Here is a 21558-nt window from a genome sequence, read left to right on the forward strand (position 1 = left end):
GTCATGCCCCGGTGTCTCTTGTCTTCTCTCCTCCGCCACTGGATTCCTGCACCACCACCTCCGTCGGCCGCCGTCCGAACCTCACCCACGCGTACAGAAGCCCGAGCGAGAACCCCACCAAGTGGGCCAGATAAGCCACCCCGGGCCCCTGCACGCCCTGCCACGCGGCAAGCCACTGCAACGCCACCCAGAACGGCAGCACCACCCACGCGGGAAACCGCAGCGGCAGGAAGAAGAGGAAGGGGAAGAGGCTCGTGACGCGCGCCTTCGGGAAGAGGCCGAGGCAGGCGCCGAGCACGGCGGAGATCGCCCCCGACGCGCCCACCAGGGTCTGGTCGGAGCCCGCGTGCGCGATCGCGTAGGCGAACAGGGCGAGATAGCCGCAGCCGACGTAGAAGAGCGCGAACTGGAGGCGGCCCATCCGTTCCTCGACCAGCGCCCCGAAGACGTACAGGAAGAGCATGTTGCCCAGGAGATGCAGCCAGCTGCCGTGCACGAAGAGCGCGGTGGCCGGGGCGAGCAGGGCCCGCGGGTCCCCGCTGAACAGCTGCGAGGGGACCACGCCCCAGCGCTCGAAGTAGGCCTGCTGGGCGGCGAGCAGCTCGTCGCCCGTGCCGTACGCGGGATTGAACCCGGACACCGGGGAGATCAGGAAGACCAGACCACACGCGGCGATCAGGCCGTACGTCACCGGGGCCGACTGCCCCCTGATCATCCGGACCGCCGTCGCACCCCATGTGTTGATCATGAACAGAGCATGACGTAAGCGTGCCAAACCGTACAGACCGCCCCGCCGCGTGGACGGCCGCCGCATGGAGCCCCTTACAGGCCTTAGGGTTACGGGCACTACGCACCATGGAATTCCGAAGGAAAGCGACCAGCCACGATGACGGTTCCTCTGCCGACCGACACCACCCGGTGGCGCTGCACGCTCTGCGGCAATCTCACGCGTTTCGACGTGACGCGTACGTCGAAGGTCGTCGAGTATGTGCATCTCGACCTGGCCGGTGAGTCGAACGTCGAGGAACGCGAGGTGGTCAGTGAGACCATCGAGTCGGTCCGCTGTCGCTGGTGCAACGCGGTGGACCAGGTGGAACTCGTGGACAGGCCGGGCGCCGGCTCCTGAGGGAGCGGGCCCCGCACAGCTAGTGGGGTGACGGATGGTGGAGAGCGCGAGCGGGGAGCCGGACGACGGCACCGCTGAGGTGCTCGACCGTCCGCTGCCCGACGGAGTGCGCCGCAGGGTCGTCCAGATCGTCTCGGACGGCTTCGGCGGCCTCACGGTCAGCGAACTGCCCGCACAACTGCGGCAGTACGCCCGCTTCACGCCGACCCGGCGCACGAAGTTCGCGGGCAACGCGATGGCGGCCGCCGTGGAGAGCGACCCCCTCTTCCGGCAGCGCATCGGCGAACGTCTCAGAGAGACGCAGCCCGAGCTCACCGGTGCCCTGGACGCGGGCTCGCCGCCCCCGGCCGCGGACCCGCTCGATGTGGCGGCCGCGGCCTATGTGCTGCGCCCCACCGGCTGGGTGAAGCTGGTGGCCGCCGCGGGCGAGGAGGCCCTGCGGGCGGACGCGGAGCGCGTCGACGACGAGACGCGGGCCGAGCTCGAACGGCTGCGCGAGGAACTCGCCGCGGCCCGCGGCCAGACGAAGGCCGACACGGAACGGCTGCGCACGGAACTCGAGTCGGCGAAGAAGGAAGCCGAATCGATGCATCGCAAGCTGCGCAGCGCCCTCAGTGACGTCAAGCGCGGCGAGGCGGCGCTGCGCAAGGCGACGGCCGAATTCGATGCCGGACGGGCCGAGGGGCAGGCCCAGGTGTCCGCCGCCGAGAGCGAGTCCCGGCGGCTCAAGGCGCGGCTCAGCGAGGCCGAGGCGGCCCTGGAGGCCAGCCGCAGGGCGGCGCGCGAGGGGCGCAGCGTCGAGGACATGCGGGTGCGGCTGCTGCTCGACACGGTCCTGGAGTCCGCACAGGGGCTGCGCCGCGAGCTCGCCCTGCCGCCCGTGTCGGTGCGGCCCGCCGAGACCGTGGACGCCGTCGAGCCGGGGCGGATGACGCCCAAGGACATCGCCGCCCGCGCGCTCTCCGAGAACGATCCGGCCATCATCGACCAACTGCTCGCGCTGCCCCAGGCGCACATGGTCGTCGACGGGTACAACGTCACCAAGACCGGCTATCCCACGATGCCCCTGGAGAAGCAGCGCCTGCGCCTCCTCGGCTCGCTCTCGCAGCTCGCCGCGCAGACCGGCGCCGAGATGACCTGCGTCTTCGACGGGGCCGAACTCGCCGCGCCGGTGCTGCTCGCGCCACCGCGGGGGGTGCGCGTCCTGTTCTCCAAGCCGGGAGTCACCGCGGACGAGCTGATCCGTCAGCTGGTGCGTGCCGAGCCTCCGGGGCGCCCGGTCGTCGTCGTGTCGACCGACCGCGAAGTGGCCGACGGGATCGCGAAGGCGGGGGCGCGTCCTGTCGCTTCGGTCGTCCTTCTGAAGCGGCTTTCACGGGGCTGACGTACGCCGCTTTCGCGGGGCTAAGGGTGCCTCGGTAACTCCTGTTCCCTATGCCCGAATTGGGCCATCGTTCACGCGACGTAGCGTCAATTGATCATTACCGCCTGTGCGTTATCGGTAAAATATGCGTCCCGCACCCCACTTTTTGCCTGTCAGGATTTGAACTGATCACAAGAAGGTCACTAAGGTCTCGCCTCGAACCTCCGCTCGGTTGATCACCCATCCGGGGTGACAGCGGTGGTACCCGCCCACCGGATCTCGGTAGGCGGCTGGAGGAGAAGGAGCCGCCTTCGTGGCGTCCCACCGCCGACCCAAGCAGCCGAGCCGCGCGCGCGTGACCGTGCTCACCGCGACCGCCGCCGCTGCCGTCGCACTCACCTCCCAGGCGGCCAACGCGGCCCCGAGTGAGAAGCCGAGCAAGGACGAGGTCAAGTCCAAGGTCGACAAGCTCTACGAGGACGCGGGCCGGGCCACCGACCGGTACAACGGCGCCAAGGAGAAGCAGGAAAAGCTCGAGAAGGAGATAGGCGAGCTTCAGGACAAGGTCGCCCGCGGCCAGGAGGGCCTCAACGACCTGCGTGACGGCCTCGGTTCGATGGCCAGCGCGCAGTACCGCTCCGGCGGCATCGACCCCTCCGTCCAGCTGTTCCTCTCGGCCGACCCGGACGACTACCTCGACAAGGCGTCCACCATGGACCAGTTGAGCGGTCAGCAGGTCGAGGCGCTCAAGAAGGTCCAGGAGAAGCAGCGGACCCTCGCGCAGGAGCGCAAGGAGGCTTCCGACAAGCTCAAGGACCTCGCCGACACGCGCAAGGAACTCGGCAAGAAGAAGAAGGAAGTCCAGAGCAAGCTCGGCGCCGCCCAGAAGCTGCTCAACACCCTCACCGCCAAGGAGAAGGCGGACCTCGCCGCCAAGGAGACGCGCGCGAGCCGCGACGCCGGCGACCGCGTGGACCTCGGCAAGGAGGTCCCGGCATCGCAGCGCGGCCAGGCCGCCCTGAGCGCCGCCGCGACACAGGTCGGCAAGCCGTACGTCTCCGGGGGCAGCGGCCCCAACTCCTACGACTGCTCCGGCCTCACGCAGTGGGCGTACAACCAGGCCGGTGTGCAGATCACCCGGACCACGTACACCCAGCAGAACGACGGCACGAAGATCGGCCGCGGCGAGCTGAAGCCCGGCGACCTGGTGTTCTTCAACAGCCTCGCGCACGTCGGCTTCTACGCGGGCAACGGCCAGGTGCTGCACGCCCCGAAGCCGGGCGCCGTGGTGCGCTACGAGTCGATGTCCACGATCGGCTCCTTCCAGTTCGGCGTCCGCATCTGAAACGACCGGCCTGCCGCCCAAACGGGCGAATTCCGGTAACTCCCGCTGACCCCGCGCCCCGTCGGTGACCTGCGTCTCCGGCGGGGCGTCACGTTGTGTGCACGGCCGGGTCTTTGGCCGTGACGTGATCCCACGGCTACTGTCGCGCGCATTCCCCCGACGGATCGGGGGGACTTTCCCCCGGCTCGTCCATTCGTCCGGGGGTCCGTCAGTGGAGGGAGAGCGGCTTCCCGTGGGGTCCCATCGTCGTCTCGCACTGTCCGGCCTCGACCGGAGCACGCGCGTCACCATCCTTTCGGCCGCCGCAGCGGCCACCGCCGCGGCAGCCCTCGGCGCCGCACCGGCGGGCGCCGCACCGCAGGACACCCCGGCCACCACCAAGGCCACGGTGGACCGGCTCTTCGAGCAGGCCGAGAAGGCCACCGAGTCGTACAACAAGGCCGATGAGCGCGCGGACACCCTGCGCGAGCAGGTCGCGCAGGCCAAGGACAGCGTCGCCCGCGGCCAGGAGCGCATCAACACGATGCGCGGCGCGCTCGGTTCGCTGGCCGGGGCCCAGTACCGCTCGGGCGGCATCGACCCCTCCCTCGCCCTGCTGCTCTCCTCCGACCCGGACGGCTATCTGGACAAGGCGGCGGCACTCGACCGCATCGGCGCCCGGCAGGCCGGTGAGCTGACCGACCTCCAGAAGGCCCAGCGCAGCCTCGCCCAGGAGCGCACGGAGGCCGGTCACAAGCTCGCCGACCTGGAGAAGAGCCGCACCGCGGTGGCCCGCCACAAGCGCACCGTCGAACACAAGCTCGCCAAGGCGCGCAAGCTGCTCAACTCGCTGCCCTCGCAGGACCGCGCGGCCTACGACAGGGCGTCGCGCTCCGGACGCGGCGACATGCCGGACCTCGGGAGCGCCGCGCCGTCCTCGCCGCGCGCCGCCGCCGCCATCGCCGCCGCACGGTCGGCGATCGGCCGCCCGTACGTGTGGGGCGCCAACGGACCCTCCGGTTTCGACTGTTCGGGCCTCACCCAGTGGTCGTACGCGCAGGCGGGCGTGGGCCTGCCCCGCACCTCGCAGGCGCAGCGGTACGCCGGACGGCAGGTGCCCCTCTCGCAGGCGCAGCCCGGCGACCTGGTCGCCTACCGCGACGACGCGAGCCACATCGGGATGTACATGGGCAACGGCCAGGTCGTGCACGCGCCCTACCCCGGAGCCGCCGTGCGCTACGACCCGGTGGGCATGATGCCGGTGTCGTCGGTGACGCGGATCTGACCGGCGCCCCGCCGCCCGCTGCCCGTACGATCTGAAACGTGGCTGGTCGCGGGCGTGAGTCGTGGGTGCTGGGGATCTGTGCCGCCCTGCTCGTGGGGTGCGGCGGTCCGACGGCGCCGGACGCCGCGCCCGCAGACGTGCGCAGGATGCTCGACCGGCGGGCGGACGCGGTGCTCGACCGGGACGCGAAGGACTACCGCGCGACGGGGCGGCCCGCCGAAGCCTACGACAACCTCCGTGACGTGCCGCTCCAGTCCTGGGAGTACCGCCTGACCGCCTTCGAGCGGCACGGCGCGCGGGCCACGGCGATCGCCGACCTGCGGTACCGGATCAAGGGCTACGACCGCGAGCCGCTCACCACCACCCGGACGCTCACGCTTCAGGAGCGTGACGGACGGTGGTACGTCGCCGCTGAGCGCCCCGCGAAGAAGGCCACGCAGCAACTCTGGGACCAAGGGCCCGTCGCGGCCGTACGGGGCGCTCACAGCCTCGTGCTGGGTGTCGGGCGGGACGACGAGGAGGGCGCGGTGCTGCGCCGGTACGCGGAGATCGCCGACCGGGCGGTGCCTCGGGTGCGGGGCGCCTGGCCGGGGAAGTGGCCGGAGCGGGTCGTCGTCCTCGTACCGAAGTCCCTGGACGGGATGGCCGGGCTGCTCGGATCGCCCGCTTCCGGCTATCAGGGGATCGCGGCGGTGACCACGGGAGAGGCGGGCGGCTCCGGGTCGGCGCCCGCCGACCGGATCATCGTCAACCCCGAGGCCTACGGCGCGCTCGGCGACTTCGGCAAGCAGGTCGTCCTCACCCATGAGACGACCCACGTCGCGACCCGCGCGCACACCTCAGCGGCGACCCCGCTGTGGCTCTCCGAAGGCTTCGCCGACTGGGTGGGCTACCGCGGCACGGGCCGCACCGCCGGGCAGGCCGCGCCCGAACTGCGGCGCGCGGTCCAGCGGGAGCAGCTGCCCGCCGCGCTCCCCGAAGACGACGACTTCGGCTTCAGCGGGGACGCGGGGAAGCTGGCCCAGGCCTACGAAGGGGCCTGGCTCGCCTGCCGGATGGTCGCGGACCAGTGGAGCGAGGCGAAGCTGACGGCCTTCTACGAAGCGGTCGGCACGCACAAGAAGAGGCCCGGTGCGGTCGAGGACGCCCTGCGGGACGTCCTGGACATCAGCCCGGAGGACTTCACGGCGAGGTGGCGTACGTATCTGCGCGCGGAGCTCGGCTGACGTCGTCCGTCGTCGGTGCGGGCGTCTTCGTTCCGTGGTCCGCCCGCCACAGATTCCGGCAGGCGAGCAGCGTCGCCGCGACGAGCAGGCCGTTGCGTACGAGGAGCAGGGCGAGGCCCAGCGGATCGCTCGCCACCACGTGCGAGAACCAGACGGGGAACTCCAGGAACGTGACGAACGTGGCCGCGAGCACCAGGCGCGCGGGCAGCACCATGCGGCTCGCGCGAAAGGCCAGGCACACGGCGGCCACCCCGACCAGCCACAGGAGGTACTGCGGGCTGATCACCCGGCTCGTCGTCGTGAACAGCAGTACGGCGACGAAGGCCGCGTCCGTGACCGTGCTCGCCGACCAGACACGCGCGCGTCGCCGCCACGCGAGCAGCCAGCAGAAGGCCGCCACGGAAAGACCCTGCGCCACCGTGCTGACGAGCGGGACGTAGGGCCCCAGGAACTCCACCGAGCCGTAGTTGAGCTGCACATCGCCCTGCCAGCCGTGATGGCGTGCGACATGGAAGACGAGCGCGCCGAGCGATTCGACCTCGGTGCCGCGGTCGCGCTGGAAGGTCACGAAGGAGAGCGCGCCGGGCATCGTCAGGAGGAAGGCGAGCGTGAGGCCGAGGGCGGTGGCTGCCGCCGCGCCCCACGACCGGCGGGTGCCGCGCGCGCGTGGAGTGCCGACGAGCAGCAGGACGGGCCACACCTTGAGCAGCGCGCCGAACCCCGCGAGCGCCCCCATCGTGCGCGGATGCCGGGCCCCGGCGAGCAGCGCGGCGACCGCGACGGCCGTCACCAGCACGTCGTAGCGCGCGTACGCGGTCGGCCCGAGCAGCGCCACGCCCACGACCCAGACCCAGGCCCCCCGCAGGGACTTGCCCGGACGGTGGCCCGCGTACAGGAGCAGTCCGCAGACCAGCGCGTCGGCGAGGAAGGCGAGCACGAAGAAGGCCGGCACATAGCCGAGGAAGGGCAGCAGGGCGGGGGAGAGGATCGCGAGGGCGGCGGCGGGCGGGTACTGCCAGGTGACGTCGTCGAGGGGGAAGGTGCCGGTGCGCAGGACCTCGTACCAGCCCTGGTAGATGACGGAGACGTCGCTGGTCACGTCAGGGCCCGGGGCTGTGAGCACCCCGAAGACGCAGAGCAGCAGGAGTGTCCTGGTCAGGCCCCAGACGGTCAGGATCCGTGCCACGCGCACCACGCCCCTTTTCAGCTACTTCATTGTGATTCGGGAGTCATGATGCCGGGCGGAGCTGTGGAAGGGCCAAGAGGCGGGGCCGTCCGGGAGGCGAGGCCGTTCGGCGCTCCGGCGGGCTTTCGGTACTGTCGGCGACGATGCACAAGACCCTGATCGTCACGAACGACTTCCCGCCCAGGCCCGGTGGCATCCAGGCGTTCCTGCACAACATGGCGCTGCGCCTGGACCCCGAACAGCTCGTCGTCTACGCCTCCACCTGGAAGCGCGGGAGCGAGGGCGCCGATGCGACGGCCGCCTTCGATGCGGAGCAGCCCTTCAAGGTCGTACGCGACCCCACGACGATGCTGCTCCCGACCCCTCGGGTCACCCGGCGCGCGGTCTCTCTGCTGCGGGAACACGGCTGTGAGTCGGTGTGGTTCGGGGCGGCGGCGCCGCTGGGGCTCATGGCCCCGGCGCTGCGGAAGGCGGGCGCGAGGCGGCTTGTCGCCACGACGCACGGACATGAGGCAGGCTGGGCGCAGCTGCCCGCGTCGCGCCAACTGCTCCGCAGGATCGGCGATTCGACGGACACGATCACCTATCTGGGCGAGTACACGCGCTCGCGCATCGCCGCCGCGCTTTCGCCTGCGGCGGCCGGGCGGATGGTCCAACTGCCGCCGGGCGTCGATGAGAAGACGTTCCACCCTGGATCGGGCGGGGACGCGGTTCGAGCCCGCCTTGGTCTGACGGACCGGCCGGTCGTGGTGTGTGTCTCACGCCTTGTGCCGCGCAAAGGGCAGGACACGTTGATCCTGGCGATGCCTCGGATTCTGGCGCGGGAACCTGAAGCGGTGCTCTTGGTGGTCGGAGGCGGCCCTTACGAGAAGGAGCTGCGGAAGCTGGCCGCCGAGACGGGGGTCTCCGATTCGGTCCGCTTCACCGGGGCGGTGCCGTGGGAGGAACTTCCCGCGCACTACGGCGCGGGCGACGTCTTCGCCATGCCGTGCAGGACCCGGCGGGGCGGGCTCGACGTGGAAGGGCTCGGCATCGTCTACCTGGAGGCTTCGGCGACGGGCCTTCCGGTGGTGGCCGGTGACTCGGGCGGGGCGCCGGATGCGGTGCTTGACGGGGAGACGGGGTGGGTTGTCCCCGGGGGCTCCCCGGAGGATGCCGCTGACCGGATCGTCACGCTGCTGGGTGACGGGGAGTTGCGTCAGCGGATGGGGGAGCGGGGCCGGGAGTGGGTGGAGGAGAAGTGGCGCTGGGATCTCCTGGCGGAGAGGCTGCGGGAGCTGCTGTAGCGCCTGAGGGGGTGCCGCGGGGGGTTGTCGGGCGACTTCCCCGCCGCCGTGGTTGCTCGCGCAGTTCCCCGCGCCCCTGCCGGGGCTGAGCTGAGCGCCCCTTAAGGGGCGCGGGGAACTGCGCGAGCAACCACAAGAGACCGAGAGCCGCGAAGCAACACAAGCCCCCCCCCCACGGCGAGTGGGCGCCCCGCTACCGCTACCCGCGGTAAATCGCCTCGATCTCGTCGGCGTAGTCCTTGGCGACAACATTCCTCTTCAGCTTCAGCGACGGAGTCAAATGCCCCGACTCCTCCGTGAACTGCGAAGCGAGAACCCGGAACTTCCGCACCGACTCCGCCTTGGAGACCGCCGCGTTGCCGTCATCGATGGCGCTCTGGATCTCCGCCAGGAGCTCCACGTCGTCACGGAGCGACGCCGCCGTGGAGTCCTCGGGCTTCCCGTGGTCCAGGGCCCAGCGGCCGAGAAACTCGTCGTCCACAGTGACCAGCGCCCCCACGAACGGCCGACCGTCGCCCACGACCATGCACTCCGCGACCAGCGCATGTGCGCGGATACGGTCCTCGATCACCGCGGGAGCGACATTCTTGCCGCCCGCCGTCACGATGATCTCCTTCTTGCGACCGGTGATCCGGAGGTAGCCGTCCTCGTCGAGCGTGCCGATGTCGCCGGTGTGGAACCAGCCGTCGGCGAGGGCCTCTTCGGTCGCGCCCTCGTTGTTCCAGTACTCCGTGAACAGGTGCTCGCCGTGCAGCAGCACCTCGCCGTCGTCGGCGATCCGGATGACCGAACCGGGCAGCGGCTGGCCGACCGTGCCGATCTTCTGGCGGTCCCAGGGGTTGAAGGCGGTGGCCGCGCAGGACTCCGTGAGGCCGTAGCCCTCCAGGACCGTGAAGCCGATGCCGCGGAAGAAGTGGCCCAGGCGCTCACCCAGCGGCGCGCCGCCCGAGATCGCGTACTCGCCGCGCCCGCCGAGGACCGCCCGCAGCTTGCTGTAGACCAGCTTGTCGAACGTCTTGTACTTGATCTTCAGGCCGAGCGAGGGGCCGCTCGGGGTGTCGAGCGCGCGGCTGTACGCGATCGCCGTGTCCGCGGCCTTGTCGAAGATCTTGCCCTTGCCGTCGGCCTGCGCCTTGGCACGCGCCGAGTTGTAGACCTTCTCGAAGACGCGCGGGACGCCGAGGATCATGGTCGGCCGGAACGACGCCAGCTCGTCCGTGAGGTTCTTGACGTCGGGCGCGTGACCCAGCTTGATCGGCGCCATCAGCGCGGCGACCTCGACCAGGCGTCCGAAGACGTGCGCGACGGGAAGGAAGAGGAGCACCGAGCACTCGCCGGTGCGGAACAGCGGTTTCAGGCGCTCCACCACGTTGCCGCACTCCGCGAAGAAGCTGCGGTGCGTGAGGACACAGCCCTTGGGGCGGCCCGTGGTGCCCGAGGTGTAGACGATGGTGGCCGGGTCGTCGGCGCCTGCGACCGCGCTGCGCTCGTCGACGGTCTCCTCCGGGACATCGGCGCCCGCGCGGTTCAGCTCTTCGACGCCGCCGCGGTCGATCTGCCAGACGTTGACCAGGTCGGGAAGCCGGTCGCGTACGGAATCGACGGCGGCGGTGTGCGCGTCCAGTTCGACGACGGCGGCCACGGCGCCGGAGTCACCGAGGATCCACTGGATCTGCTCGGCCGAACTCGTCTCGTACACCGGCACGGTGACCGCGCCCGCGCTCCAGATCGCGAAGTCGAGGAGCGTCCACTCGTAGCGGGTGCGGGACATCAGGGCGACGCGGTCGCCGGGGCGCACACCGGAGGCGATGAGCCCCTTTGCCGCGGCGCGCACCTCGACGAGGAATGTCTTGGCGTCGACGTCCTGCCAGGTGCCGTCCACCTTGCGGCCGATGACGGCGACATCCGGGTGCTGTGCGGCATTTCTGCGGACGATGTCGGTCAGATTGCCGTCCGCAGGGACCTCGTACAGGGCCGGAAGGCTGAACTCGCGCAAGACTGCTGCTCCTACATAGGGCGCCGGCGCCACGACGTTGTGCGATGCGACGGTGCGGTCCAAGATCGGGCAGGTGCTCCGTGGGAATGGAGGGAAAGAAGCTGGAGCACTACTGGACTGCCCGGACGTTACCCATGGGTATGGCTTGTTCGGTAGGGGGTCCGGGCCAGATGTTCGGTGCGTCACACGTCGTTGTGTTCTGAACGGCACAGTACGCCACGCCATTCCCGACTCGGAAGTAACCGCAGGTCCGCCCCCTTCTCGGTGCCTCTACCCACGTTTGCCCGCTCGTTCTAGGGTGATCGGCATGCCAGGTTTCAGGGTCAATGTGGTCAGTGACGTGCACGGCAACACCAAGGATCTCGCGCGCGCGGGTGAGGGAGCCGACGCGCTCGTCTGTCTCGGTGACCTGGTCCTCTTCCTCGATTACGCCGATCATTCGCGCGGCATCTTCCCCGACCTCTTCGGTGAGGAGAACGCCGACCGCCTGGTCGAGCTGCGCACCGCGCGCCGCTTCGACGAGGCCAAGGAGCTCGGCGCCCGGCTCTGGGCGGGCATGGACCGCGGGCCCGCCATCGAGCGGGCGGTGCGCAAGCAGTACGCCGAGATGTTCGCCGCCTTTCCCGCACCGACGTACGCCACCTATGGCAATGTCGACATACCGATGCTGTGGCCCGAGTACGCGGCTCCGGGCACCACGATCCTCGACGGCGGGCGGGCCGAGATCGGCGGGCGGGTCTTCGGGTTCGTCGGCGGCGGCCTTCGTACTCCCATGCGCACGCCCTACGAGATCAGCGACGAGGAGTACGCGGCCAAGATCGAGGCGGTAGGCGAGGTCGACGTGCTCTGCACGCACATCCCGCCGGACGTTCCCGAGCTCGTGTACGACACCGTCGCGCGCCGCTTCGAGCGGGGCAGCAAGGCGCTGCTCGCAGCCATTCACAAGACCCGCCCGAGGTACGCACTTTTCGGCCACGTCCATCAGCCGCTGACCCGGCGGATGCGGGTCGGGGCGACGGAGTGTGTGAACGTAGGACACTTCGCGAGCTCGGGCAGGCCGTGGGTCCTGGAGTGGTGAGAGCGGTGACAGCCGCTCGGCCCGTGCGCGATAGCCTTCACGCGTCACACACGTATACACCCCATTCCGGACCGCATCTGGAGGAGCCACAGCGATGGCCGAACACACCAGCTCGAGCATCACGATCGAGGCGGCACCGGCCGAGGTCATGGGGGTGATCGCCGACTTCGCGCGCTACCCGGACTGGACGGGTGAGGTGAAGGAGGCGGAGGTGCTCGACACCGATGACCAGGGCCGCGCCATGCAGGTCCGCCTCGTCATGGACGCGGGCGCGATCAAGGACGACCAGACGCTCGGTTACACCTGGACCGGCGAGAACGAGGTCAGCTGGACCCTCGTCAAGTCCCAGATGCTGCGGTCGCTCGACGGGTCGTACCTCCTGAGGCCCGTGGGCGAAGGCACCGAGGTCACGTACAAGCTGATCGTCGACGTCAAGATCCCGATGCTCGGCATGATCAAGCGCAAGGCGGAGAAGGTGATCATCGACCGGGCTCTGGCGGGCCTGAAGAAGCGCGTGGAGACCGGGGTCTAAGCACCCCGCTGGCGCCCTCGCGCCTATCCGCTGGTTCGTCGTGGCTGGTCGCGCAGTTCCCCGCGCCCCTTAGGGGCGCGGCCTGCCAGTACCGTTCACCCTTATGCGCACCCTCCTGCTCACCGGCCCCGGCGGCTCCGGCCGAACCACAGTCGCCGCGGCCACCGCGCTGAAGGCGGCACGCGAGGGGCACCGCACCCTCCTGATCACCGCCGACCGAGTCGAGACCGGCACGGAGCAAGGCCTCACCGTCCAGCGACCCGCCCCCGGCGACGAGTTCCGCGACGACCTCCTCGCCCTGCAGACCCGCGCAGGGTCCGCCCTTGACCTGCTCGGCGCCGGACGCCTGGAGGGCGAGGAACTCACCCCGCTGCCCGGCAGCGACGAACTCGCCCTGCTGCGCGCCCTGCGCGACGCCGGGCAGAGCGCGTACGACACCGTGGTCGTGGACCTGCCCCCGGCGCCCCGCGCCCTCGCGCTGCTCGCCCTCCCCGAACAGCTCCGCCGCTACCTCCGCAGGCTCCTTCCGCCCGAGCGGCAGGCGGCCCGCGCGCTGCGGCCCATGCTCGGCCGGCTCGCGGGCGTCCCGATGCCCGCCGACTGGCTGTACGAGACCGCGGCCCGCTGGGAGACCGAACTCGCCGCCGCGCAGGCCGTGATCGAGGCCCCGGACACGACGGTCCGCCTGGTCGCCGAGCCGGGCCCCGCGGGCGCCGACGCCGTCCGCACCGCCGCCACCGGCCTCGCCCTCCAGGGACTGCGCACCGACGCCGTGACCGCCAACCGCGTCCTGCCCGATGACACCGCGGACACCTGGTTCGCGGGGCTCATCGCCCAGCAGCGCAAGACACTGGCCGAGTGGCGAGGGACGTACGGCGAAAGCCTGCGGCTGCTCCCGCACCTGGGGCGCGATCCGCGCGGCGCCGACGATCTGGCCGCCCTCGGCGTGCCCGCCCCCGCTGCTGCGCCCGAGCCCGTCCGGTGGCCCGTCGCCGACGCCCTCGCCGACGACGGCGTACTGATCTGGCACATCCCGCTCCCCGGTGTCGTACGCGAAGAGCTCGGTCTCATCAGGCGCGGGGACGAACTGGTCGTCACCGCGGGACCGTTCCGGCGCATCGTCACCCTGCCGTCGGCCCTGCGCCGCTGCACCGTCGCGGGCGCCGGTCTTCGCGAGGGCGAGCTGTGCGTGCGGTTCACGCCCGACCCGGATCTGTGGCCGCGCACACGGTGAACGTGCTACCTCCATTCGGGTAACGTCGAGAGTACGAATCGACAGGTCGACCGTCCGCAGGAGTCAGTCCGTCATGAGCGATGCAACCGAGCGCGAAGTGCCCGAACCTGAAGCGGCCGACAGCGACGCCGACGCCTGGGAGAAGGCGTGCGCGGAGGATCTCGCCGCGGAGAAGGCCCGGCGCCGTGCGCAGTACGGGCCGCCGCCCGGATCGGCGGGCGAGGAGCTGCGCAAGCTCGTCGACGCCGTCTCCGAGAAGCTGACCGGGCTCCAGTCGCCGTTGCTCGGCGCGGTCGCGCAGGGCGCCGTCGAGCAGACCGTGAAGCAGGTCGTCCAGCAGGCGAAGGCCGCCGTCGAACCGGTCATCGAGCGCAACCCCGACGTCTTCGACCACCTCGCCGCGGCGGGCAGCGAGCTGCTCGCCGCCTACCGCTCCGCGGTCGAGGGCCAGGAGGGCCGCTGGACCCGCGGGAGCGACGCCGCGAAGGGCTCCGACCCCCGGGACGAGGGGCCTGGTCCCGGGGAACACATCGACCTGGACTGAATACCCCTCGGGTACGGTTGCCGGTAGCGGGGCTCGACCGAAACTGAGGGACACATGGGACTCACCATCGGCGTCGATATCGGCGGCACAAAGATCGCGGCCGGAGTGGTCGACGAAGAGGGCACCATTCTCGACACCCACACGGTGCCCACTCCGCCGACCGCCGAAGGCATCGTGGACGCGATCTGTGCCGCCGTGTCCGGGGCCGGCAAGGGGAACGACGTGGAGGCCGTCGGCATCGGTGCCGCCGGTTACGTCGACGACAAGCGCGCCACCGTTCTCTTCGCACCGAACATCGACTGGCGCCACGAGCCGCTGAAGGACAAGGTCGAGCAGCGGGTCGGCATGTCGGTCGTCGTGGAGAACGACGCGAACGCCGCGGCCTGGGGCGAGTACCGCTTCGGCGCGGGCCAGGGCCACGAGGACGTCATCGTCATCACCCTTGGCACGGGCCTCGGCGGCGGCATCATCATCGGCAACAAGCTGCGGCGCGGACGCTTCGGTGTGGCCGCCGAGTTCGGGCACATCCGGGTCGTCCCGGACGGGCTCCTTTGCGGCTGCGGCAGCCAGGGCTGCTGGGAGCAGTACGCGTCAGGGCGTGCCCTTCTGCGGTACGGCCGGCAGCGGGCCAACGCGACGCCGGAGGCCGCGGAGATTCTCCTCGGGCTCGGCGACGGCTCGGTCGAGGGCATCGAGGGCAAGCACATCAGCGAGGCGGCGCGGCAGGGTGACCCCGTCGCCGTCGACTCGTACCGCGAGCTGGCCCGCTGGGTCGGCGCGGGCCTCGCCGACCTCGCCTCGCTCTTCGACCCTTCCGCGTTCATCGTGGGCGGCGGCCTCTCGGACGAGGGCGAGCTGGTCCTCGACCCGATCCGCAAGTCGTTCCGGCGGTGGCTCATCGGCGGACAGTGGCGTCCGCACGCACAGGTTCTTGCCGCGCAGCTGGGCAACAAGGCGGGGCTCGTGGGCGCGGCCGACCTGGCTCGCCAGGGGTAGTTCTCACCGATCGTGTACGTGTCCGCCCGCCGCGCCCGCACGGGAGCGGCGGGCGTCCGCGTATCTTGATCCCCATGGTGACGCTCCCCAACTCCCGGACCGAAGATGATGGTTCAGCCGTGGTCCGGGTGCTCAGTTACAACATCCGGTCCATGCGGGACGACACCGACGCCCTTGCCAGGGTCATCGCCGCCTGTGCGCCCGACCTCGTACTGATCCAGGAAGCCCCGCGCTTCTTCCGGTGGCGCAAGAAACTGGCCCGGCTCGCGCGGGCCGCCGATCTGGTGATGCTCTCCGGCGGGGCCACCGCCTCCGGGCCCGCGCTGCTCTGCTCGCTGCGGGCCACGGTCGAGCGGACCGAGGACGTGCTGCTTCCGCTGACGCCAGGACTGCACCGGCGGGGTTTCGCTACCGCCGTCGTACGGCTCGGGGGCGCCAGGCTCGGCGTGCTGAGCTGCCATCTGAGCCTGCAGAGCGCCGAGCGGTACGCGCAGGGCGGGATGCTGCTCGACCGGCTCGCCGGGATGGGCGTGGAGCACGCCGTCGCGGGCGGTGACCTCAATGACGGCCCCAAGGGCCGTACGTTCCGCAGGCTCGCCTCGGCGCTGCGCGACTGCTGGGCGGCCGCGCCCTGGGGTGGCGAGAACACCTCGACGCCGGGCGACCCGCATCAGCGTATCGACGCGATCTTCGCGACGGCCGGGGTCGAAATCATCGGCTGCGGTGTGCCGTTGGAGCTGCCGGGGATCACGGAAGCGGATCTGCGGGCGGCCACCGACCATCTGCCGGTGCTCGCCGCCCTCAGAATTCCCGCAGCTCAGGGGGATACGCGCGCCTGGACCATCGCCGGGCCCGTCGCCTAGACCACCGCGCCGCGCCCCGGATCGTCGTCCTCCTCGTCGTCACCCTTCATCCGCGACACCAGTGTGCCGAAGCCGCCGAGGAAGCCGCCGATGCTGAGCGTCGCCAGCCACCACGTCATCTGCCAGCCGAGCAGCACCGCGAGCAGAAGCAGCACGGGACCGCCGGTCACGGCGAGCCAGGCGAACTTGGCCGTGACGTCACCGCTGGGCAGCGGCGGCGGCTCCGGCGGGACGAAGTGGCCTTCGTCGTCCGCGCCGAGGTCGTCGTCGGACGGCTCGGGTGCGGCATGGTCACGCGGGCCGCCGCCTACGCCGGGGGCGAAGGAGACGGAGCCGCCGAGTGGATTCCTGGGGGCTGAGTCCTTGGCGTTCTTGGGGGCATCGGAGCCGCTGGTCCCCTTGCCGCCCGACTCCGGTGTGCCGTTCGTCTCCGGTTCGAGCAGCGCCAGGTCCTCGACGGATTTGAACGGCTTCGCGCCGGGCGGATCCGCCGGCTCCTCGCCGTACCCCTCGACGATGGCCTTCCAGACGGCGTCCTCGTCCACCGGCACTCCCTCGGGGGGTGCCGTCCTCTCCTCGGGCTCGCGGCTCTCGTCGCCGTCGGGTTCGATTCGGTCCTGCTCAGCCACCGGTGGCCGTCCCTTCCTTACCGACACTGGGGGCGAGCCGGCCGATGAACGCGTAGCTCTCGTCGAAGATCCGGTCCGCATCGTGGTCCAACGTCGCGACGTGGTAGCTCTGTTCCAGGAGGATCTCGGTGACGTCCGTGGAGGACACCCGGCTGAGGATCCTGGCCGAGTCCACCGGCGGCACCACATGGTCCTGCGGGCTGTGCAGCAGGACCAACGGCTGGGTCACCTGCGGCAGTTCACCGTCGACCCGCTGGAAGAACCGGCGCAGGGAGTGCGCGGCGTGCAGCGGAACCCGGTCGTACCCGACCTCGTCCGATCCCTCGAGGGCGATGTCGCTCGCGATGCCCTTCGTCGTGGGCACCAGATGCCGGGCGATCGGCAGCGCGTGCGCCGCGAGGCCGTGCACCTTGTTCCCCGGGTTCACCAGGACGATGCCCCGCACCGCGTCACCGTGCTTCGCGGCGAGCCGCAGCGCGAGCGCGCCGCCCATGGAGAGACCGAAGACGAAGACCTCCGTGCACCGCTCGAGGAGGGCGCGCAGCTCGCGGTCCACCTCGGCATACCAGTCCTGCCAGCCGGTGATCTGCAGGTCTTCCCAGCGCGTGCCGTGTCCGGGAAGCAGCGGGAGCGAGACGGTCAGACCGCGGCCCGCGAGGTACTCGGCCCAGGGGCGCAGGGACTGCGGGGAGCCGGTGAAGCCGTGACAGAGGAGGACGCCGACCTCGCCGCCCTCGTGGCGGTACGGCTCGGCTCCGGGGAGGACCGGCACTTCGGTCTCCTTCGTGAGAGGTGTAGCGGGGTTTCGAGGAGTACTTCACCGTACGCGACCGGACTGACACCGACCAGGGTCGTCGGGCCCTTGGGGCTTACTGCGGGTTAAGGTCTGATCCACACATAACAGGAGGCACTCGGTTTGATCTACGGCGCAATGAAGGTCGCCATCGGAGGGCCGCTGAAGCTCGGCTTCAGGCCCTGGGTGGAGGGCCTTGAGAACGTACCCGCCGAGGGCCCGGCCATCCTGGCGAGCAACCATCTCTCGTTCTCGGACTCCTTTTTCCTGCCCGCGGTCCTCGACCGCAAGGTCACCTTCATCGCGAAGGCGGAGTACTTCACGTCTCCGGGCGTGAAGGGCAAGCTCACGGCGGCCTTCTTCAAGGGCGTGGGCCAGCTGCCCGTGGACCGCTCCGGCGGACGCGGCGCGGGCGAGGCCGCCATCAAGAGCGGCATCGAGGTCCTGGAGCGCGGTGAGCTCTTCGGCATCTACCCGGAAGGCACGCGTTCGCCCGACGGGAGGCTCTACCGTGGCAAGCCGGGCGGCCTCGCGCGCGTGGCGCTCGCCACCGGGGCGCCTGTCCTCCCGGTGGCGATGATCGACACCGAGAAGATCCAGCCGCCCGGCAAGGTGATGCCGAAGCTGATGCGGCCCGGCATCAGGATCGGCAAGCCGCTCGACTTCCGCCGGTACCACGGCATGGAGCACGACCGGTTCGTCCTGCGGGCGGTGACCGACGAGGTCATGTACGAGATCATGAAGCTGTCAGGACAGGAGTACGTCGACGTGTACGCGACCGCTGCGAAGCGCCAGCTCACGGAGGCGGCGAAGGCCGAGAAGGAAGCGGAGAAGAAGGCGGAGAAGGCAGCCGCGGCGGCTGCGGCTGCCGAGAAGGAACGGTCCGGCGCGTAATCGTGTCGGTCAGGGGTGGCCAAGAGGTGGGGGAGATGGCCGAGCGCGTACGCGTCATGAGGATGTCGGTCGAGCAGCCGCTGTGGCGCGCGCTGACCGGCTACCGCGTGCTGACGATGCTCTACGCGATCGGCCTTTTCGTGGCCGCGTACGAGAAGTTCGACCGCCCCTGGGTGGCCATCGCGTTCTACGTGGTGCTCGCCGGGTGGACCATCGGCACCCTGCCCAAGGTCGCGAACGCGGCGAGCTGCACCAAGCGGTTCCTGGTCATCGATCTGACCATCGCGATCGTCGGCATCCTGCTCACGCCGGTCGCCGACGCGCACCAGCGGATCGTCCACGACGGCCCGACGCTGCCGTCGATATGGACGGCGGGCGCGGTGCTCGCGTTCGCGATCAAGGGCGGCTGGCGGTGGGCGGCCTTCGCGTCGGCCCTCGTCGGCGCCGCCAATATCGCGCAGCGCGGCAGGCCCACCCAGGACACGCTGCACAACGTCCTGCTCGTCTGCATCGCGTCCATCGCCATCGGGTACGTCGTCGAGGTGGCCCGCGCCTCCGAGCGCACCCTCGCCCGCGCCCTGGAGATCGAGGCCGCCACCCGCGAGCGGGAGCGCCTGGCCCGCGACATCCACGACAGCGTGCTCCAGGTCCTCGCGATGGTGCAGCGGCGCGGCAGCGCGCTCGGCGGCGAGGCGGCCGAGCTCGGCAGGATGGCGGGGGAGCAGGAGGTCGCGCTGCGCACGCTGGTGGCGGGCGGCCTGGTCCGGACGTCACACGAGTCGGAGGACGCTTCCCTCGGGGCGGTCGTCCGCGCGGTGGAGGAGCCGGACGACGACGTCGAAGACGGAGACAGCTGTGACCTGAGGTGCCTGCTCTTCCCGTACGCGGGCGCGAAGGTGACCGTCTCGGAGCCGGGCGCTCCGGTCGCCCTGGAGCCGAAGGCCGCGCGGGAACTGGCCGCAGCGGTCGGCGCCGCCCTGGACAACGTCCACCGGCACGCGGGCCCGGACGCCGGAGCCTGGATCCTGGTCGAGGACGAGCCGGACGCCGTGATCGTGACGGTGCGGGACGACGGCCCCGGCATTCCCGAGGGCCGTCTCGCGGAGGCCGAGGGGGAGGGGCGGCTCGGGGTCGCTCTGTCGATACGGGGACGGCTGCGGGACATCGGCGGCACGGCCGAGCTGATCTCGGTGCCCGGCCAGGGCACGGAAGTTGAACTGAGAGTCCCACGGGGGAAGGCAGGAAAGGAACGATGAGCGAGCAGCAACAGCAGGACGGCACCGTCAGGGTCATGGTCGTCGACGACCACCCGATGTGGCGGGACGCCGTCGCCCGCGACCTCGCGGAGGCCGGTTTCGACGTGGTCGCCACGGCGGGCGACGGCGAGCAGGCCGTGCGGCGCGCACAGGCCGCCGCACCCGACGTCCTCGTACTGGATCTGAACCTGCCCCTGAAGCCGGGCGTCCAGGTCTGCAAGGAACTCGTCGCCGCCAACCCGGCCCTGCGCGTGCTCGTCCTCTCGGCGAGCGGCGAGCACGCCGACGTCCTGGAGGCGGTCAAGTCCGGCGCCACCGGCTATCTCCTGAAGTCCGCGTCCACCGCCGAGCTGACCGACGCGGTGCGCCGCACGGCCGTCGGTGACACGGTTTTCACGCCGGGACTCGCGGGCCTCGTCCTCGGCGAGTACCGCCGCCTGGCGTCCGATCCGGCGCCCGGCGCCCCGGACGACCCGAAGGCCCCGCAGCTCACCGACCGCGAGACCGAGGTGCTCCGGCTCGTCGCCAAGGGGCTGAGCTACAAGCAGATCGCCGAGCGCCTCGTCATCTCCCACCGCACCGTGCAGAACCACGTGCAGAACACCCTGGGCAAGCTCCAGCTGCACAACCGGGTGGAGCTCGTGCGGTACGCGATAGAGCGTGGCCTCGACGACGAGTGACCCTCATATGAGTGAACGTGCGTGATCAACTCCCTTGTTCCGGCCAGGAATTGACCATCCGCACCGTCCCTGAGTGACCTGGATCACCATTAGCGTGACTCGCATCAGGTCATTGACGCGAAGGGACATCTCCATGCGGGCCAAGAAAATCGGAGTACTGACCGGAGGCGGCGACTGCCCCGGGCTCAACGCCGTCATCCGGGGCATCGTCCGCAAGGGCGTACAGGAGTACGGCTATGACTTCGTCGGTTTCCGGGACGGCTGGCGCGGTCCGCTGGAGGGTGACACCGTCCCGCTCGACATTCCGGCCGTGCGGGGCATCCTGCCCCGCGGCGGTACGATCCTCGGTTCCTCGCGCACCAATCCGCTCAAGGCGGAGGACGGCATCCGCCGGATCAAGGAGAACCTCGCCAAGTACGAGGTGGACTCCCTCATCGCGATCGGCGGCGAGGACACCCTCGGCGTCGCGGCGCGCCTCACCGACGAGTACGGCATCAACGTCGTCGGCGTACCGAAGACCATCGACAACGACTTGTCCGCCACGGACTACACCTTCGGCTTCGACACCGCGGTGGGCATCGCCACCGAGGCGATCGACCGGCTGCACACGACGGCCGAGTCGCACATGCGGGTCCTGGTCTGCGAGGTCATGGGGCGGCACGCGGGCTGGATCGCGCTGCACTCCGGGCTCGCCGGGGGCGCGAACGTCATCCTCATTCCCGAGCAGCGCTTCGACGTCGACCAGGTGTGCGCCTGGGTGACCTCGCGTTTCAAGGCCTCGTACGCGCCGATCGTCGTCGTCGCGGAAGGGGCCATGCCCAAGGACGGCGAGATGGTCCTCAAGGACGGGACGCAGGACTCCTTCGGGCATGTACGGCTCTCCGGCGTGGGGGAGTGGCTCGCCAAGGAGATCGAGGGGCGCACGGGGAAGGAGGCGCGGACGACCGTCCTCGGGCACATCCAGCGCGGCGGGACGCCCAGCGCCTTCGACCGGTGGCTCGCCACGCGCTTCGGGCTGCACGCGATCGAGGCGGTGCGGGACGGCGACTTCGGGAAGATGGTCGCCTTGCAGGGGACGGACATCGTGCGGGTGCCTATCGCTGACGCGACGGCGAAGCTGAAGACCGTTGACCCGGAGCTCTACTCCGAGGTGGGAGTGTTCTTCGGCTGACTCCCGGTGGGCGGGTGCCCTGTACCGCCGCTTCGCGGCAGATTTCTCCCACCCGCCCACCCGCGCACCTGTTTCTCCGCAGTGCCGATTTGCCCC

21 protein-coding genes are annotated in these 21558 nt (G+C 70.6%); 16 read left to right on the forward strand and 5 right to left on the reverse strand.

All coding sequences use genetic code 11. The features are described from left to right. Position 1: 1 nt before the first annotated feature. Positions 2-748 carry a rhomboid family intramembrane serine protease gene (locus ACGFSB_RS14245; RefSeq protein WP_393398300.1) on the reverse strand — a complete coding sequence of 249 codons (747 nt, stop codon included), beginning with the start codon at positions 746-748 and terminating at the stop codon, positions 2-4. 138 nt (positions 749-886) lie between these two features. Here ACGFSB_RS14245 and ACGFSB_RS14250 point away from each other — a divergent pair, with 138 nt between their 5' ends. The 5 genes from ACGFSB_RS14250 to ACGFSB_RS14270 all read left to right on the forward strand — a co-directional run bounded on the left by ACGFSB_RS14250 (position 887) and on the right by ACGFSB_RS14270 (position 6324). Next, positions 887-1126: a hypothetical protein gene (locus ACGFSB_RS14250; RefSeq protein WP_190081342.1), complete on the forward strand. Its 240-nt coding sequence runs from the start codon at positions 887-889 to the stop codon at positions 1124-1126. Positions 1127-1160: 34 nt separating this feature from the next. Further along, on the forward strand, positions 1161-2510 hold the full coding sequence (locus ACGFSB_RS14255) for an NYN domain-containing protein (protein ID WP_393398303.1): 1350 nt from the start codon (positions 1161-1163) through the stop codon (positions 2508-2510). A 292-nt stretch (positions 2511-2802) separates the two neighbouring features. After that, on the forward strand, positions 2803-3834 hold the full coding sequence (locus tag ACGFSB_RS14260) for a C40 family peptidase (protein ID WP_393398305.1): 1032 nt from the start codon (positions 2803-2805) through the stop codon (positions 3832-3834). Between the two features lie 232 nt (positions 3835-4066). Next, positions 4067-5098, forward strand: coding sequence for an NlpC/P60 family protein (locus ACGFSB_RS14265; protein WP_393398307.1), 1032 nt, complete (start codon positions 4067-4069; stop codon positions 5096-5098). A gap of 38 nt (positions 5099-5136) precedes the next feature. Then, positions 5137-6324, forward strand: a complete 1188-nt coding sequence (locus tag ACGFSB_RS14270; protein WP_393398309.1) for a hypothetical protein — start codon at positions 5137-5139, stop codon at positions 6322-6324. On the opposite strand, the gene ACGFSB_RS14275 is transcribed toward ACGFSB_RS14270, so the two are convergent. Then, positions 6281-7510, reverse strand: coding sequence for a glycosyltransferase 87 family protein (locus ACGFSB_RS14275; protein ID WP_393398311.1), 1230 nt, complete (start codon positions 7508-7510; stop codon positions 6281-6283). The two genes, ACGFSB_RS14270 and ACGFSB_RS14275, sit on opposite strands and share 44 nt — an antisense overlap. Before the next feature lie 143 nt (positions 7511-7653). Between ACGFSB_RS14275 and ACGFSB_RS14280 the strand changes: the two genes are divergently transcribed. After that, positions 7654-8796: a glycosyltransferase family 4 protein gene (locus ACGFSB_RS14280; protein WP_393398313.1), complete on the forward strand. Its 1143-nt coding sequence runs from the start codon at positions 7654-7656 to the stop codon at positions 8794-8796. Positions 8797-8995: 199 nt separating this feature from the next. Here ACGFSB_RS14280 and ACGFSB_RS14285 read toward each other — a convergent pair whose 3' ends face one another. Then, entirely contained in the window at positions 8996-10792 is a 1797-nt protein-coding gene (locus ACGFSB_RS14285) for an AMP-dependent synthetase/ligase (RefSeq protein WP_393398315.1), read from the reverse strand. Between the two features lie 328 nt (positions 10793-11120). Here ACGFSB_RS14285 and ACGFSB_RS14290 point away from each other — a divergent pair, with 328 nt between their 5' ends. The 6 genes from ACGFSB_RS14290 (at position 11121) to ACGFSB_RS14315 (ending at position 16039) form a co-directional block, all read left to right on the forward strand. Then, positions 11121-11870 carry a metallophosphoesterase gene (locus tag ACGFSB_RS14290; RefSeq protein WP_393399022.1) on the forward strand — a complete coding sequence of 250 codons (750 nt, stop codon included), beginning with the start codon at positions 11121-11123 and terminating at the stop codon, positions 11868-11870. Between the two features lie 94 nt (positions 11871-11964). After that, positions 11965-12402, forward strand: coding sequence for an SRPBCC family protein (locus ACGFSB_RS14295; RefSeq protein WP_393398317.1), 438 nt, complete (start codon positions 11965-11967; stop codon positions 12400-12402). A gap of 103 nt (positions 12403-12505) precedes the next feature. Next, the gene (locus ACGFSB_RS14300; RefSeq protein ID WP_393398319.1) at positions 12506-13636 is read left to right on the forward strand and encodes an ArsA-related P-loop ATPase; all 1131 of its coding nucleotides are present in this window, start codon (positions 12506-12508) and stop codon (positions 13634-13636) included. Positions 13637-13709: 73 nt separating this feature from the next. Then, on the forward strand, positions 13710-14180 hold the full coding sequence (locus ACGFSB_RS14305) for a DUF5304 domain-containing protein (RefSeq protein ID WP_393398321.1): 471 nt from the start codon (positions 13710-13712) through the stop codon (positions 14178-14180). Positions 14181-14234: 54 nt separating this feature from the next. Beyond that, positions 14235-15176 (forward strand): ROK family glucokinase, encoded by a 942-nt coding sequence (locus ACGFSB_RS14310; RefSeq protein WP_393398323.1) that lies wholly within the window; start codon positions 14235-14237, stop codon positions 15174-15176. Positions 15177-15250: 74 nt separating this feature from the next. Next, complete coding sequence (locus ACGFSB_RS14315) at positions 15251-16039, forward strand: endonuclease/exonuclease/phosphatase family protein (protein WP_393398325.1); 789 nt, start codon at positions 15251-15253, stop codon at positions 16037-16039. Here ACGFSB_RS14315 and ACGFSB_RS14320 read toward each other — a convergent pair. Both ACGFSB_RS14320 and ACGFSB_RS14325 read right to left on the reverse strand, forming a co-directional pair. Further along, positions 16036-16668, reverse strand: a complete 633-nt coding sequence (locus ACGFSB_RS14320) for a hypothetical protein (protein ID WP_393398327.1) — start codon at positions 16666-16668, stop codon at positions 16036-16038. The two genes, ACGFSB_RS14315 and ACGFSB_RS14320, sit on opposite strands and share 4 nt — an antisense overlap. Continuing rightward, entirely contained in the window at positions 16661-17440 is a 780-nt protein-coding gene (locus ACGFSB_RS14325; protein WP_393398329.1) for an alpha/beta hydrolase, read from the reverse strand. Before ACGFSB_RS14325 ends, ACGFSB_RS14320 begins: the two co-directional genes overlap by 8 nt. Before the next feature lie 159 nt (positions 17441-17599). On the opposite strand from ACGFSB_RS14325, the gene ACGFSB_RS14330 reads away from it, so the two are divergent. The 4 genes from ACGFSB_RS14330 (at position 17600) to ACGFSB_RS14345 (ending at position 21462) form a co-directional block, all read left to right on the forward strand. Beyond that, positions 17600-18355 (forward strand): lysophospholipid acyltransferase family protein, encoded by a 756-nt coding sequence (locus tag ACGFSB_RS14330; protein ID WP_393399024.1) that lies wholly within the window; start codon positions 17600-17602, stop codon positions 18353-18355. A 35-nt stretch (positions 18356-18390) separates the two neighbouring features. After that, the gene (gene macS, locus ACGFSB_RS14335; RefSeq protein WP_393398331.1) at positions 18391-19611 is read left to right on the forward strand and encodes a MacS family sensor histidine kinase; all 1221 of its coding nucleotides are present in this window, start codon (positions 18391-18393) and stop codon (positions 19609-19611) included. Beyond that, entirely contained in the window at positions 19608-20291 is a 684-nt protein-coding gene (locus tag ACGFSB_RS14340) for a response regulator (protein ID WP_393398332.1), read from the forward strand. Before macS ends, ACGFSB_RS14340 begins: the two co-directional genes overlap by 4 nt. Positions 20292-20424: 133 nt before the next feature. Further along, complete coding sequence (locus ACGFSB_RS14345; protein WP_393398334.1) at positions 20425-21462, forward strand: 6-phosphofructokinase; 1038 nt, start codon at positions 20425-20427, stop codon at positions 21460-21462. Positions 21463-21558 lie beyond the last annotated feature (96 nt).

The organism is Streptomyces sp. NPDC048441 (assembly GCF_043200235.1).
GTDB lineage: Bacteria > Actinomycetota > Actinomycetes > Streptomycetales > Streptomycetaceae > Streptomyces.